The sequence below is a fragment of the Sinorhizobium sp. M4_45 genome, assembly GCF_002885915.1.
Lineage (GTDB): Bacteria > Pseudomonadota > Alphaproteobacteria > Rhizobiales > Rhizobiaceae > Sinorhizobium > Sinorhizobium meliloti_A.
In genome coordinates, this window is sequence record NZ_NWVE01000002.1 from 241547 (window position 1) to 255834 (window position 14288).

The window sequence follows — 14288 nt, forward strand, 5'->3', positions numbered from 1 at the left end:
GGCCCGCAGTTTCCTCGACCTTCGAGAACCGACAAACTGGTTCCTTCAGGTCAACATTTCCTTACAGCATTCGGTTTCAATTGGCCAAGACGCGTTGTGAGGGAAAGGATATTTCCACCAGTGTGCCCTCGTTCGGGGCCGAAGTGATTGCGAACTGCGCTCGGTTCGCTTCCGCCATCGCTTTCGTCAGCGGCAGGCCGAGGCCGGTGCCGTCGCCACGCTTGCGGCCGCCGGTCGTGACCTGACGGAAGGGCTTCATAGCCTGGTCGAGCTCGTTGCGGGTCATGCCGATGCCGGTGTCGCGGATTCTCAGCATGACGCTGCCATTGGCCTCGTAGGACGTCGACACGACGATCTGGCCGCCCGACGGCGTAAAGCGGATGGCATTCGCGAGGATGTTCAGGGCTATCTGCTTGATCGAACGGTCGTCGGCGACGACTTCCGGCACGGAGCCCGACAGCGAAGTGCGGATAATCACGCGCTGGCTATTGGCCTGCGGCTGCACCAGCGACACGGCCTCGGAAACGGCCTCATTGAGATCGACGGCGCCGAAGTCGAGATCCATCTCGCCGGCCTCGATCTTCGAGATGTCGAGCAGATCGTTGACGATGTCGAGGACATGCCGTCCCGACCGGCCGATGTCGCCGGCATATTCGATATAGCGCGGATGGCCGATGGGGCCGAAATGCTCGCTCGCCATCATGTCGGAAAACCCGATAATGGCGTTGAGCGGCGTGCGGATCTCGTGGCTGACCCGGGCCAGGAATTCCGTCTTGTGAGCATTTGCCGTCTCGGCGGCGCGCTTGGCGTTGCGAAGTTCCTCTTCGGTCCGCTTCCACTGGGTGATGTCGCGGATGACGGCGCAGTAACCGTTGGAGGAGGAGAGCCGGCCGATGGTCATGAACAGCGGAATGAAGCCGCCGGCGGCCTCGCGGCCGATCACTTCCCGGCCATCGTTGAGCACGCTTGCGACGCCGTGGCCGGAAAGGCCTTGGAGATAGTCGATCACCGCCTTCTGGCTCTCATGGGCGAAGAGCGCGGCGAACGGCTTTCCGCGCATATCGGCCTCGTCATAGTCGAAGAGCGCGCTTGCGGAGCGGTTCATCGTCCGGATGTCGCCGTCCCGTCCGAGGACCACGACCCCATCGGTCGCGGTCTCCAGAATCGATCGGAGCTCGTCGATCTCCATCCGGAGCCGGCTTGCTTCTGCCGCTCCTTCGTCTTCGAGCGCCTGCTTCTCCGCTTCGCTTGCGCCGGCCGGGGTCAGCGCAAGCATCAGCGCGCTCTTTCCTTCCCAGCGGATCGAATGCAGGTGGGCGCCGACGGGAACGAGCCTGCCATCCTTGCGGACCAGCGTCATGGTTCCGTTCGGCTTTGCCGCGCCTGCCTCGTTGCCGAGAGCGAACAGGGCCTCGAGGCCACCCTCCTGCTCGAAGGCTTCGAGATCCTCATATCCGGTCAGCCGCAGGAATTCCGCATTGGCATGCAGCAAGGCGTCGCCGTGGTGAACCAGCAACGCGACCGGCAGCCTGTCGAGGATGTCGCTGCTCATGGCTGCGCCGTTGCGTGCGGCGAGGCCGGGCTCCGTTGCCGCAGCAGGGGTCTCGCCCGCGGGCGTCGCATCGTGCTGTCCGCCTGGCGCCTCGGCTTCCTCCGTCTGTCGGCTTTCTTCCATGGCAGCCGGCGTGCTGGGGGAGGTGTCCGTTGCGGGCCGGCCTTCGGATTTGCCCTCCTGCGGCAGCGGATCAGGGGCGAAATGCTCGCCGAGCTGCCTTGCAATCTCGCGGAAGGCCGCCTGCTCGCCGCGGGTCAGCGCGCCGGCTCCCGCCGGTCGGCGCTCGTCGAGGTCGATGACCTTGTCGGAGGCCTGCCGTCCGGTGGTTTCGACGACCCGCAAGGCGGGCTGTTCGCCGCGGAAAGGGTCTTCCGATACGTCCTGTGCAGCCTCGGCCGCATCTTTCCCACTCTCGGCGGCAGGGCCGGTCCTGGAGCCAGCCTCGGCCTGCGGCGCATCGGCGCCCTCAGCCGACATGTCGCTTGAAGCCTGCGCGATCGGCGCCGGCGCCGGCCGGTCGAGCGAAAGCCCGGCCGCCTTCGCGTCCGGCACGGCGTCGGCGACCCTGACAATGCCGAAGCCGCGGAAGCCGTCGAACTCGCGCGAACGGGAATAGGTGGGAAGGGCGGCGAGATCGACCGGCACCTTGAGATTGGTTCCCTGGACCGGCCAGAAGATCGTTTTGCCGGACCAGGTATCGCGGCGGTGCAGAAGCTCGTTGATCTTGTCGTCGGGGTCGAGATCGTAGCGGTCGGCGAGATCGGTGAAGGTCACGCCGATCACGTCGGCGGCCTTCGGGCCGACGGCCGACGCGAACTCTTCGGAGATTTCGCTGAAACGTCCCTCCGCGTCGATCTTCCAAACGAACCGAACCGCCCGTCCGCCGGCCGCAAAGGCAAAGTCGGCGGTTTCGCCGCCACGATTCGCATCGCCAGCCGGTTCGCCGGAAGCCGGTTCGGCTTCAAGCGGCGTTTCAGGCTCGGCGAGATCGGCCGCCTCGGCCTCGTCCTTCGGAGCGAGCTTCCCTTGCGCAGCCTCCGCGGTGCCGTTCTCGACAGGCACTTCGTGTTCTCTCGCCGCAGCCGCCTCCGGGGCCTCGGTTTCCTCAACGGGTGCTTCCGCCTGGTCCGTCTCCGCCGGTGTCGCGGACGGAGGAACCGCCTCTCGTGTTTCGCTCGACGGCGCAGGTGCGGCGGGGATCGCCTGCTCCTGCGCTGTTCCGCCGACGGCCTCTTCGGTCTCCGGTTTTTCGAGAATTGCCTCGACTGCGAAGAGCAGGTGGAGGGCCGGGTGGTCCGAAATCTTGCCGACTGCAGCCGGCAGGCGCCCTTTTTCCGTCGCGACCGGACGCTTGATCAGGCGATCCTTGTCGTTCGCAGCGGCTGCAACGAGCGTTCGGCGAATATCCGCCGAAAGGCCAAGACTATCGAAGCCGGTCGAGCCGGCAATGATGGACCCGTCGCTATCGAGCACGGCCATGTGCGTATCCGGGCCGTCGAGCCCGGCAATCATAGCCTCTGCGCGGGCCTCGGCCGAAAGCGCCTTGCCGTTGTTCGGCGCGGTGAACAGAATTGCCTCTTCCCCGGGCGCGATGCGGATCATCTCCACGGCGGCGTTGAGCGGAAGCCGGCGAAAGCCCGATGCCATACGGATCAGAAGCTGCCGGCGGTCCCCGACGGCGGCGAGCTGCGCCGCGGCGGCGCGCAGCTGGCGAAGCGAAAGATCGCTCGGATCGAGGTCGGTATCGATGAAATCGTAGACCGAGGCCGTTCCGAACAGCTTTGCGCCCTGGTCGTTGGCCCATAGCACCCGCGCGACACTCTTCGAAAAAAGGACGGACGCATCCCCCCGGGCAAAATGCTCCCGCACCCGTGCATGCACGGCAATGTCGATGAAGGGGTACTGTCTTTCGGGCATCGGCAGACCTACTGACGGATCGCTTGCGCGTTAACGCTCTATTAATACCCAGCCCATCGGCGAGGGTCCAGCAACGGTGCGGCCTCGGCCACGTCTTTCGGCGCGGAAGGTTAATGTGCACGGTTTATTGTGCGCTGCACAAATTTATTGCAACGCACAACCAAATCCGCTATAGAACCGTCATCAATCAAAACGGCGCCTCTCAAGAGGGCCACACCAAGGAGCGCATGAAATGGCTACCAGGAAGACCGAAGACGCATTTTCCCTCTCTTTCGACCCGACCAAGTTTGCCGACAGCTTCCGCGAGTTCGCCGAAAAGGGCGCCGCGCAGTCGAAGGAAGCCTACGCCAAGATGAAGACCGCGACCGAGGAAGCAGCGAAGACTGTCGAAGCGACGGTCGAGAGCGCTCAATCGGGCACCGTCGAACTCGGCCTCAAGGCCATCGACGCGCTGCGCACCAATGCCGAAAGCTCGCTCTCGCACATGGAAGCTCTGCTCGGCGTGAGGTCGCTCTCCGAACTCGTCGAACTGCAGACCGCCTTCATCCGCAAGCAGGCCGAGCTTGCCGTCGAGCAGGCGAAGACGATGCAGGAAGCAACGCGCAAGGTCGCCGAGAACGTTGCCAAGCCCGGCAAGGATGCCGCGGAAAAGGCGATGTCCAGCCTCAAGAAGGGCTGATCGGCCGCGCCGTTTCAATCGGATTCGAAGCAAAGACCGGGTGGCTTGCCATCCGGTCTTTTTGCTGGATAATCTGAACTTAAGGCTTGCAAATCGGTGTGAGTGACCGTATGTGAGCCGCCAAGCGACGACCCGAATAACATTGGAGTCGCCCGTCGAGTGCGGTTGTAGCTCAGTTGGTTAGAGCGCAGGTTTGTGGCACCTGAGGTCGGTGGTTCGAGACCACCCAACCGTACCATTTCTTTCAAGACATATCCTTCCAGCCGGTCCACGATCCGCAAGGCTCGTGGTTGTGGTCGAATGCCCAGGCGGCGAAAACGCCGATAGGTCTGGCACTTCGGCCTTCTGCGCTCGCCGCACTCAATCCTCGTTGCGTCGGGGATGTGGCCCCGACCTTATCACCTCTGGAATATAGACTGCTTCGTCACGCTGCGGCATTCTCACCGAGTGGGACAAGCATCATAGCTGCCTTAGCCGACCTGGACATCAAGACGCTGAGAGAGCCGTTCCAGGCCGCGCCGGCAGGCAGCACGACGACGGCTGGAGGAGCACGTGGCTGGTCGACTGGACGGAAAAATTGCGCTTATCAGCGGCGGGGCAGGGGGGTGTGGTCTCGCCGCCACCGAACTTTTCGCTCGGGAGGGCGCAGCGGTCGGGATCGTGGATCTCCCGCAGAGCGATGGCGAGGCCATCGCCGCCCGCCTCCGCAGCGAGGGCTTCAGAGCGGCATTCGCCTCGGCCGACGTGTCGGACGAACGTCAGGTAACGCAAGCGGTGGAGAGGGTTTCGGGAGAACTCGGACCGATCACGGTCCTGTTCAATCACGCGGGCACCATCGTCATTCGGCCGTTTCTGGAGACCACGGTCGACGAGTGGGACAGGCTGATGGCCGTCAACGTGCGCAGCATGTTCCTCATGACCCGCGCCGTTCTTCCCCAGATGATCGACGCCGGAGGCGGATCGATCGTCTGCACCTCTTCCATATCGGCGGTGGCCGCAACGCCGATGGAGGTTCTTTACAATACGACCAAGGGGGCGTGCCACATGTTCGCCCGATCCGTCGCCGTGGAGTTCAGGGATCGGAACATCCGGTGCAATGCGGTTTGCCCCGGTTTCATCCAGACGGCGCACGGCCAAAGGGAAGTCGAGGAGCTGACCCGCTACGGGGTCGATGTCTCCGAGGCGGCGATCGCCGCCCAGCAGGGGCGGATGTCCCGGCCGGACGAGGTCGCCAAGGCCGCCCTTTATCTTGCGAGCGACGACGCAAGCTTCGTCAGCGGCGCCCATCTGTTCGTCGACAATTGTTTTACAGCGGTGTGAGGGGAGAAACATGGCTTTCGAGAAAGGTGGAGTCTGGCGGAACTGGGTAGGCAATCAGTATTGCGTATCGCAATACAAGGCCTCGCCCGAATCCGAGTCCGAACTGGCCGAACTGGTCGCAGAGGCGGACAAGCGGGATCTCGGAGTGCGCGTCTCGGGTTCGGGCCACTCCTTCACGCCGGTCGTAGGGACCAGCGGTCTCCTTTTGTCGCTGGCAAATCTCAGGGGCGTTCAGAACGTCGACAAGGCGCGCAAGCAAATTACCGTGGCAGGCGGAACGCGCATCAACGAGGTGGGCAAGACGCTGAAGCAGCACGGACTGTCGCTGATCAATCAGGGCGATATCGACAGCCAGGCGGTCGCCGGCGCCTTTACCACCGGAACCCACGGGACCGGGATCAAGCTCGCAAACATGGCGTCTTCGATCGCCGGAATGAGGATCGTCAAGGCGAACGGGGAAATTCTCGACATCGATGGGAGCCACGAAGAACTCCTCCACGCGGCTCAGGTCTCGGTCGGCACGCTCGGCGTCATCTCGTCCATGACGCTCAACGTCATGGACGCCTATAACCTGCACGAGCGGCTGTGGCGTGACGACTTCGAGACCTGCATCGAGCGCCATGACGAACTGGCCGCAAATCACCGGCATTTCGGATTTTTCTGGTGCCCGACGCCGGAAAGCCGTCACCTCTACTGCCTGCCGGATACCTCGGCCGTCTCGTCCACGAACAAATTGGCCGATGTCTGCGAAATGAAGGTGACGGATATCACCGACGCAGCGCCCATGGAGAGCGAGTTCGAAAAGATCGCCTACAGTTCGGAAGTCTATCCCATCGAATACGTCCCCAACTTCGTCGAACTCGAATATGCGGTGCCCCTCGAACACGGCAAGGCAGCAGTCAGAGCCGTGCGCGATCTCATGCTCAACAAGCATACGAACTGCATCTATCCGATCGAATATCGCTTCACCGCCGGCGATCCGGCGTGGATGAGCCCCTTCCATCACCAGGACAGCATCACGCTCTCCGTCTCGGGCGGCCCGGGGATCGATTACTGGGCATATCTGAAGGACGTCGACCAGATCCTGCGCGGATACGACTCGCGGCCGCATTGGGGGAAGATGCATTTCCTCGACACCGACGATGTGACGCATCTCTATCCGCGTGCCGGGGACTTCCGCGCGCTGCGAAGGGAACTGGACCCGAAAGGGCGCTTCCTGAACGACCATCTGAAGATGCTGCTCGGCTGACCTTCATGATTTCAGGTGGAGTTGACACGCGGGATGCGGCCGAAACCGCACACAGTTTTCCTCATCCCGCTCTAAACGAATATCTGATGCTCCGCCGTCACCAGTTCCTGCAGAAACGCTGCGACCGTGCGCACGCGCACCAGGTCGCGGGCGCTCTCGTGATAGGTCGTCCAGTAGGCGCGTCGGATCGTCGTCTGGGGGAGCAGGCGTACAAGCTCCGGATATTGCCGGGCGATGTAGTTATGCAGGATGCCGATGCCGGCGCTGGAGCGGGCGGCTTCGGTCTGGCCCGTGGCGCTGGAGATCTCGAAGGAGGCATTCCAGCTGCGCATGACCTCGCTGGAGAAATTGAGCGACGGCGTGAAGATCAGATCCTCCACATAACCGATCCGGCGATGGTTCTTGAGATCGTCGACAGACCCGGGTGTGCCGTAGCGGCCAAGATATTCTGCCGATGCGTAGAGGCCCAGTGTATAATCGGTAAGCTTGGACGAGACGAGCCGCCCCTGTTCCGGCCGTTCGATGGTAATCGCGATATCGGCCTCGCGCTGCGACAGCGAGAAGGAGCGCGGAACAGGAACGAGCTGGAGCTTCAGTTCCGGGTAACGTGCCGTGAGCCGCCCGAGACGCGGCGCCAGGAACGAGACGCCGAAACCATCAGGGGCGCCGATGCGCACCGTGCCCGCGATCGCCGTATCGATCCGCCCGACCTGCGATTGGGCGGCGAGCATCTCGGTTTCCATGCGCTCGGCCGCGGCAAAGAAGACCTCGCCTTCGGCCGTTAGTTCGCAGCCGTTGGGACGCCGGATGAGGAGCTTCGCTTTCAGCTTTTCCTCGAGCGCGGTAACCCGCCGGCTGAGCGTCGCGTGATTGATGCCGAGCCTTTTCGAGGCGGCGAGGATCTGGCCCGTCCGAGCGACGGCCAGAAATACCCGGACGTCGTCCCAGTTCATGCGAACGCTTTCATGGGCTTTAATTTGTGCACAACGGTTCCTGAAATTCGGAAATTGAATTGTTGAAATCGTAGTGCGATCATGAGGGCACAATCAAGGGTCAGGAGAAACACTCATGTATGAACTCGGTCATTTTATCGACGGCAAGCGCGTTGCCGGCACGAGCGGTCGCGTCAGCAACATCTTCAACCCGGCAACGGGCGAAGTTCAAGGCACCGTAGCGCTGGCGAGCGACGCGGACCTGGCCGCCGCCGTCGAGAGCGCCAAGGCTGCCCAGCCCAACTGGGCCGCAACCAATCCTCAGCGCCGCGCCCGCGTCTTCATGAAGTTCGTCCAGCTCCTGAACGACAACATGAACGAGCTGACCGAGATGCTTTCCCGCGAGCACGGCAAGACCATCGACGACGCCAAGGGCGACATCGTGCGCGGCCTCGAAGTCTGCGAATTCGTCATCGGCATTCCACACCTGCAGAAGAGCGAATTCACCGAAGGCGCGGGTCCCGGCATCGACATGTACTCGATCCGCCAGCCGGTCGGCGTCGGCGCCGGCATCACCCCGTTCAATTTTCCCGGCATGATCCCGATGTGGATGTTCGCCCCGGCGATCGCCTGCGGCAATGCATTCATCCTCAAGCCTTCCGAACGCGATCCCTCCGTGCCGATCCGCCTTGCCGAACTGATGATCGAAGCCGGTCTGCCGGCGGGCATCCTCAACGTCGTCAACGGTGACAAGGGCGCGGTGGATGCGATCCTGACGCATCCCGATATCGCCGCCGTTTCCTTCGTCGGCTCGACCCCGATCGCCCGCTACGTCTATGGCACGGCTGCGATGAACGGCAAGCGTGCGCAATGCTTCGGCGGCGCAAAGAACCACATGATCATCATGCCGGACGCCGACCTTGACCAGGCGGCCAACGCACTCATCGGCGCCGGCTACGGTTCCGCGGGCGAGCGTTGCATGGCGATCTCGGTCGCCGTTCCGGTCGGCGAGGAAACCGCAAACCGTCTGATCGACAAGCTTGTTCCGATGGTCGAAAGCCTGCGCATCGGTCCCTATACCGACGAAAAGGCCGATATGGGCCCCGTCGTCACCAAGGAGGCGGAGCAGCGCATCCGCAGCCTGATCGACAGCGGCATCGAGCAGGGTGCGAAGCTCGTGGTCGACGGCCGCGACTTCAAGTTGCAGGGCTATGAGAACGGCCACTTCATCGGCGGCTGCCTCTTCGACGACGTCACACCCGACATGGACATCTACAAGACCGAAATCTTCGGACCCGTCCTGTCGGTCGTCCGCGCCAGGAATTACGAAGAGGCCCTGTCGCTGCCGATGAAGCACGAATACGGCAACGGTGTCGCCATCTACACCCGCGACGGCGATGCGGCGCGCGACTTCGCCTCCCGCATCAATATCGGCATGGTCGGCGTCAATGTTCCGATCCCGGTTCCGCTCGCCTACCATTCCTTCGGCGGCTGGAAATCCTCGTCCTTCGGCGACCTCAACCAGCATGGGCCGGACTCGATCAAATTCTGGACGCGGACGAAGACGATCACGTCCCGCTGGCCGTCCGGCATCAAGGATGGGGCCGAGTTCTCGATACCGACGATGCGATAACGCGGCAGCGAACGCCTGACCGACTGGGGCCTCCTTCGGGAGGCCCCGGATTGGATCGAGGCGGCGCGAATAACCGTTCGTCCCACTGGAGCCGTCACGAAAACGGCGGGCATGCGCCCGCCGTCCTCGTATTGCTTAGATCGTCGGTCTCAGTCCTGCGGGCCGTCGTTGTAGCCGATCTTGTCGACGATTTCCGAGGCCTTCTTGCGGTTTGCCGCGATTTCGGCAAGCGGCAGCGTGTCCGGCTTGATCTCACCGAAGGACTTAACGACTTCCGACGGTTCGGCGCCCGGCAGAACCGGATACTCGAAGACCTGTTCGGCATAGATTTTCTGCGCTTCGCCTTCCGACAGGAATTCCATGAGCTTGAGGGCATTTTCCTTGTTCGGCGCATTCTTGGCGAGCGCCATGCCGGAGATGTTCACATGCGTGCCCCGGTCCTTGGTGTTCGGGAACAGCACCTTGATCGCCGAAGCCCATTCCTTCTGCTCGGGCTCCTTCTCGTTGGTGATCATAAGGCCGACATAGTAGCTGTTGCCGAGCGCAATGTCGCATTCGCCGGCGAAGATCGCCTTGGCCTGGTCGCGATCGCCGCCGTCCGGCTTCTTGGCGAGATTGTTCCTGAGGCCGGTCAGCCATTTTTCCGCTTCGGCTTCGCCGTAGTGGGCGATCATGGAGGCGAACAGGCCGACATTATAGGAGTGCTGGCCGTCGCGGGTGCAGATCTTGCCCTTCCACTTCGGGTCGGCGAGTTCCTCATAGGTGATGTCGTCCTGCGCTACGCGCTCCTTCGAGGCATAGACGACGCGGCCGCGTGTCGTCAGGCCGAACCAGTTGCCGTCCGGATCCCGGAAATGGTCGGGAATGTCCTTGTTGATGGTCTCGTTGACGACCGGCTGCGTCACGCCCGCGTCCTTCGCTTCGGTCAGGCGGCTGATGTCCACGGTCAGAATCACGTCGGCTGGAGAGTTTGCGCCTTCAGCCTGGATGCGCTCGACAAGACCCTTGTCGAGGAAGAGGACGTTGGTCGTAATGCCCGTCTTCTCGGTGAAGGCGTCCAAAAGCGGCTTAATGAGGTCCGGCTGCCGGTAAGAGTAGATGTTGACCTCTCCGTCGGCTCGGACCGCCGTAGAGGCAAGAAACGTCGCCGCTACGGACAGCGCTCCGATCAGCGCTTTTGAAATTTGCATGGTGCTCTCTCCTTTTTCGTGTTTTAAACTTAACTAACTCAATCATATTTCTGCCGTCCGCCGGCGCGTCAGTCAACAGCGAAAAGGTAAAGAGATAACCTTCGTGAATATTTCCACTTTTTGGAATTGTTCCAAACTGCGATCCGTCCTATATGATGAGGCACGAATTTATCGAATCCGGAGCAAAAAATGCGTCTGACGAAGCAAACCAACTACGCGGTACGCATGTTGATGTACTGTGCTGCGAACGGCGAGAAGCTCAGCCGCATTCCCGAGATTGCCAGGGCTTACGGCGTATCCGAGCTGTTCCTCTTCAAGATTCTGCAGCCGCTCACGAGAGCCGGCCTGGTCGAGACGGTGCGCGGCCGCAACGGCGGCGTCCGCCTGCCGAAGCCGGCGTCGGAGATCACCCTTTTCGACGTCGTCAAAGTCACGGAAGACAGTTTCGCCATGGCGGAATGCTTCGAGGCGGGCGAGATCGACTGCCCGCTGGTGGACAGCTGCGGCCTCAACGCCGCGCTGCGCAAGGCGCTGAACGCCTTTTTCGAAGTGCTTCAGGGATACACGATCGACGACCTGGTCAAGGCCAGGCCGCAGATCAACTTCCTCCTGGGCCTGGAAGAGCCGGTGCGCCCGCAGACCTCGGCCGCCTGAGTTCACTCGCGTCTGCGAGCTTGTGGCCGAGAGGCTCTGCCCTGAAGCAGCGTGAGAGCGGGACGGAAAACCCGCGCACGCTGGCGGCAACTCATCCGCGAACTGCTGCTTCCAGTCGACAGTCTTGCTTCCGGCGGGCGATCTCGGCACCTTGAAGGTAGCGAGCATTTTCGAGGTCGAATGTTTCCCTTCGACAGCGCAGCTTAGAGTTTATCTGCATTCCCCTTGAGAGTTCGCGACTCGCATTGCTTGCCCCGGAACCGCGGCTGCCGGCGAAAGTCGGGGATAGTTCCGCATGCTCTGTTTGCGGAAGAATTTTTCGCATAGACAAAATTCCAAAGCGACTTATTGCATTGCGACGCCAAATGTCGTTCCATCCGCCCTTGACCGGGTGTAAACGTCATGCCGTGTCAGATAAATTGCGAGAACAAAAACAAATCTGGGAAGCAAGCTCATGAAAAAGCTCACTACTCTCTTGGCAGCGACGGCGATTGCCACGCTGATGGCCGGCACCGCCTGGTCGAAAACGTTCGTCTTCTGCTCGGAAGGGTCGCCGGAGGGCTTTGATCCCGGCCTCTATACGGCCGGCACGACCTTCGACGCTGCCGCGCATACCGTCTACAGCCGTCTTCTCGAGTTCAAGAAGGGCACGACGGAGACCGAGCCCGGGCTCGCCGAAAGCTGGACGATTTCCGACGACGGCCTTGAATATACTTTCAAGCTGCGTCCCGGCGTCAAGTTCCAGACGACCGAGTTCTTCACCCCCACTCGCGAACTGAACGCCGACGATGTGATCTTCTCGATCGAGCGCCAGTGGAAGTCCGACCATCCGTGGCACGGCTACGTAACCGGCGGTTCCTGGGAATATTTCGCCGGCATGGGCCTGCCGGAACTGCTCGAGTCGGTCGAGAAGGTCGACGACATGACGGTCAAGATCAAGCTGAAGCGCAAGGAAGCGCCGTTCCTCGCCAATCTTGCCATGCCCTTCGCTTCGATCATGTCGAAGGAATATGCCGACAAGCTGCAGGCCGAAGGCAAGATGAACCAGCTCAACCAGATGCCGCTCGGCACCGGTCCTTTCGCCTTTGTCGGCTACCAGCAGGACGCGGTCATCCGCTACAAGGCTCATCCGGACTTCTGGGGCGGAAAACAGAAGATCGATGATCTGGTCTTCGCGATCACCACGGATGCGGCCGTTCGCTTTCAGAAGCTGCAGGCCGGCGAATGCCACCTGATGCCATATCCGAACGCGGCCGATGTGGAAGCCATGAAGGCCGATCCGAACCTGAAGGTGATGGAGCAGGCCGGCCTCAACGTCGCCTATCTCGCCTACAACACGACGCAGGCGCCTTTCGACAAGGTCGAAGTGCGCAAGGCCCTGAACAAGGCGATCAACAAGCAGGCGATCGTCGATGCCGTCTTCCAGGGACAGGCGCAGCCGGCGGTCAACCCGATTCCGCCGACGATGTGGTCCTATAACGAACAGATCGAAGACGACACCTACGATCCGGAAGCGGCCAAGAAGATGCTCGAGGATGCCGGCGTCAAGGACCTATCGATGAAGGTCTGGGCAATGCCTGTCGCGCGTCCCTACATGCTGAACGCCCGTCGCGCCGCCGAACTGATGCAGGCGGACTTTGCAAAGGTCGGCGTCAAGGTCGAAATCGTCTCCTACGAATGGGCGGAATATCTCGAGAAGTCCAAGGCCAAGGACCGCGACGGTGCGGTCATCCTCGGCTGGACGGGCGACAATGGCGACCCGGACAACTTCCTCGACACTCTGCTCGGTTGCGATGCCGTCGGCGGCAACAACCGCGCGCAGTGGTGCAACAAGGAGTTCGACGACCTCGTCACGAAGGCGAAGGAGGCATCCGACGTCGCAGAGCGCACCAAGCTCTACGAGGAAGCGCAGGTCATCTTCAAGCGCGAAGCTCCCTGGGCAACGCTCGACCACTCGCTCTCCATCGTCCCGATGCGCAAGAATGTCGAAGGCTTCGTGCAGAGCCCGCTCGGCGACTTTGCTTTCGACGGCGTTGATATTGTAGAGTAATCTTATCGACAGATCCGAAGGGGGCGTTTGCCGCTGGCGAGCGCCCCTCTTCCTTTTTGCCAGTGCCGCCACTCATGCGGGCACGGTTGGCATGAGGTTTGACTATGTTCCGATTCCTTCTGGGGCGTTTGGCAGTGCTGATCCCGACTTTCATCGGGGTTTCCATCATCGCCTTTTCCTTCATCCGCCTGCTTCCCGGCGATCCCGTGGCGCTGCTTTCCGGCGAACGGGTGATGTCGCCGGAGCGGCATGCCGAGATCTCCCACCAATTGGGCTTCGACCGACCCATCGTCATGCAGTACCTGGATTATCTCTGGGGCGTTCTGCAGGGCGACTTCGGGACGTCGATCGTCACCAAGAAGCCGGTGATCGATCAGTTCATGGAGCTCTTCCCGGCGACCGTCGAGCTGTCGCTCTGCGCCATCATCTTCGCGGTGGTCGTCGGCATCCCCGCTGGTGTCGTCGCGGCAGTCAAGCGCGGGTCCATCTTCGACCAGATCATCATGGGCACCGCGCTCATCGGCTTCTCGATGCCGATCTTCTGGTGGGGCCTGCTGCTGATCATCGTCGTCTCCGGCATTCTGCAGTGGACGCCGGTGTCCGGGCGTATCTCGTTGATGTTCTTCTTCCCGTCGGTCACCGGCTTCATGCTGATCGACTCGCTATTGTCCGGCCAGGAAGGGGCGTTCCAGTCGGCCTTCAATCACCTCATCCTGCCGACGATCGTTCTCGGCACCATTCCGCTCGCCGTCATTGCGCGCCAGACCCGCTCTGCAATGCTCGAAGTGCTTTCCGAGGACTATGTGCGCACGGCCCGTGCCAAGGGGCTCTCCACCTTCCGTGTGGTCGGTATTCATGCGCTGCGCAATGCGATGATCCCTGTCGTCACCACCATCGGCCTGCAGGTCGGTGTGATGCTGGCGGGCGCGATCCTGACGGAGACGATCTTCTCCTGGCCGGGGATCGGCAAATGGATGGTCGATTCGGTCTTCCGGCGCGACTATGCCGTCATACAGGGCGGGCTTTTGATCATCGCCGCGGTCATCATGCTGGTGAACCTCGCCGTGGATCTGCTCTACGGCCTGATCAACCCCCGCATCCGGCACTGA

Annotated in this window: 10 protein-coding genes and 1 tRNA gene; 8 read left to right on the plus strand and 3 right to left on the minus strand. The window is 61.9% G+C overall.

Annotated elements, in window-relative coordinates; all coding sequences use genetic code 11:
* Positions 1-76: 76 nt before the first annotated feature.
* Positions 77-3472 carry a PAS domain S-box protein gene (locus CN933_RS06785; RefSeq protein ID WP_018094274.1) on the minus strand — a complete coding sequence of 1132 codons (3396 nt, stop codon included), beginning with the start codon at positions 3470-3472 and terminating at the stop codon, positions 77-79.
* Positions 3473-3704: 232 nt separating this feature from the next.
* Between CN933_RS06785 and phaP1 the strand changes: the two genes are divergently transcribed.
* From phaP1 to CN933_RS06805, 4 genes are all read left to right on the plus strand, one after another.
* Positions 3705-4151, plus strand: a complete 447-nt coding sequence (phaP1, locus tag CN933_RS06790; protein WP_003527110.1) for a phasin PhaP1 — start codon at positions 3705-3707, stop codon at positions 4149-4151.
* A gap of 161 nt (positions 4152-4312) precedes the next feature.
* Positions 4313-4389: transfer RNA gene (locus tag CN933_RS06795), tRNA-His, on the plus strand.
* 314 nt (positions 4390-4703) lie between these two features.
* Entirely contained in the window at positions 4704-5471 is a 768-nt protein-coding gene (locus CN933_RS06800) for an SDR family NAD(P)-dependent oxidoreductase (RefSeq protein ID WP_018094275.1), read from the plus strand.
* Between the two features lie 10 nt (positions 5472-5481).
* Complete coding sequence (locus tag CN933_RS06805; protein ID WP_018094276.1) at positions 5482-6720, plus strand: D-arabinono-1,4-lactone oxidase; 1239 nt, start codon at positions 5482-5484, stop codon at positions 6718-6720.
* A 71-nt stretch (positions 6721-6791) separates the two neighbouring features.
* Here the strand turns inward: CN933_RS06805 and CN933_RS06810 are convergent, their stop codons facing one another.
* On the minus strand, positions 6792-7673 hold the full coding sequence (locus tag CN933_RS06810) for a LysR family transcriptional regulator (protein WP_018094277.1): 882 nt from the start codon (positions 7671-7673) through the stop codon (positions 6792-6794).
* Positions 7674-7788: 115 nt separating this feature from the next.
* On the opposite strand from CN933_RS06810, the gene CN933_RS06815 reads away from it, so the two are divergent.
* Positions 7789-9285: a CoA-acylating methylmalonate-semialdehyde dehydrogenase gene (locus CN933_RS06815; RefSeq protein ID WP_018094278.1), complete on the plus strand. Its 1497-nt coding sequence runs from the start codon at positions 7789-7791 to the stop codon at positions 9283-9285.
* 149 nt (positions 9286-9434) lie between these two features.
* Here CN933_RS06815 and CN933_RS06820 read toward each other — a convergent pair whose 3' ends face one another.
* A complete protein-coding gene (locus tag CN933_RS06820) occupies positions 9435-10475 on the minus strand; it encodes a Fe(3+) ABC transporter substrate-binding protein (RefSeq protein ID WP_102761373.1) in 1041 nt (346 codons plus the stop codon).
* Positions 10476-10664: 189 nt separating this feature from the next.
* On the opposite strand from CN933_RS06820, the gene rirA reads away from it, so the two are divergent.
* The 3 genes from rirA to CN933_RS06835 all read left to right on the plus strand — a co-directional run bounded on the left by rirA (position 10665) and on the right by CN933_RS06835 (position 14288).
* Positions 10665-11129 (plus strand): iron-responsive transcriptional regulator RirA, encoded by a 465-nt coding sequence (gene rirA, locus CN933_RS06825; protein WP_018094280.1) that lies wholly within the window; start codon positions 10665-10667, stop codon positions 11127-11129.
* Positions 11130-11583: 454 nt separating this feature from the next.
* Positions 11584-13179 (plus strand): ABC transporter substrate-binding protein, encoded by a 1596-nt coding sequence (locus tag CN933_RS06830; RefSeq protein ID WP_018094281.1) that lies wholly within the window; start codon positions 11584-11586, stop codon positions 13177-13179.
* Positions 13180-13283: 104 nt separating this feature from the next.
* Complete coding sequence (locus tag CN933_RS06835; RefSeq protein ID WP_018094282.1) at positions 13284-14288, plus strand: ABC transporter permease subunit; 1005 nt, start codon at positions 13284-13286, stop codon at positions 14286-14288.

Coding starts and splice junctions, on each gene's coding strand:
- CN933_RS06785 (WP_018094274.1), bottom strand. CDS start 3,472: ATGCCCGAAAGACAGTACCCCTTCATCGACATTGCCGTGCATGCACGG.
- phaP1 (WP_003527110.1), top strand. CDS start 3,705: ATGGCTACCAGGAAGACCGAAGACGCATTTTCCCTCTCTTTCGACCCG.
- CN933_RS06805 (WP_018094276.1), top strand. CDS start 5,482: ATGGCTTTCGAGAAAGGTGGAGTCTGGCGGAACTGGGTAGGCAATCAG.
- CN933_RS06810 (WP_018094277.1), bottom strand. CDS start 7,673: ATGAACTGGGACGACGTCCGGGTATTTCTGGCCGTCGCTCGGACGGGC.
- CN933_RS06815 (WP_018094278.1), top strand. CDS start 7,789: ATGTATGAACTCGGTCATTTTATCGACGGCAAGCGCGTTGCCGGCACG.
- CN933_RS06820 (WP_102761373.1), bottom strand. CDS start 10,475: ATGCAAATTTCAAAAGCGCTGATCGGAGCGCTGTCCGTAGCGGCGACG.
- rirA (WP_018094280.1), top strand. CDS start 10,665: ATGCGTCTGACGAAGCAAACCAACTACGCGGTACGCATGTTGATGTAC.
- CN933_RS06830 (WP_018094281.1), top strand. CDS start 11,584: ATGAAAAAGCTCACTACTCTCTTGGCAGCGACGGCGATTGCCACGCTG.
- CN933_RS06835 (WP_018094282.1), top strand. CDS start 13,284: ATGTTCCGATTCCTTCTGGGGCGTTTGGCAGTGCTGATCCCGACTTTC.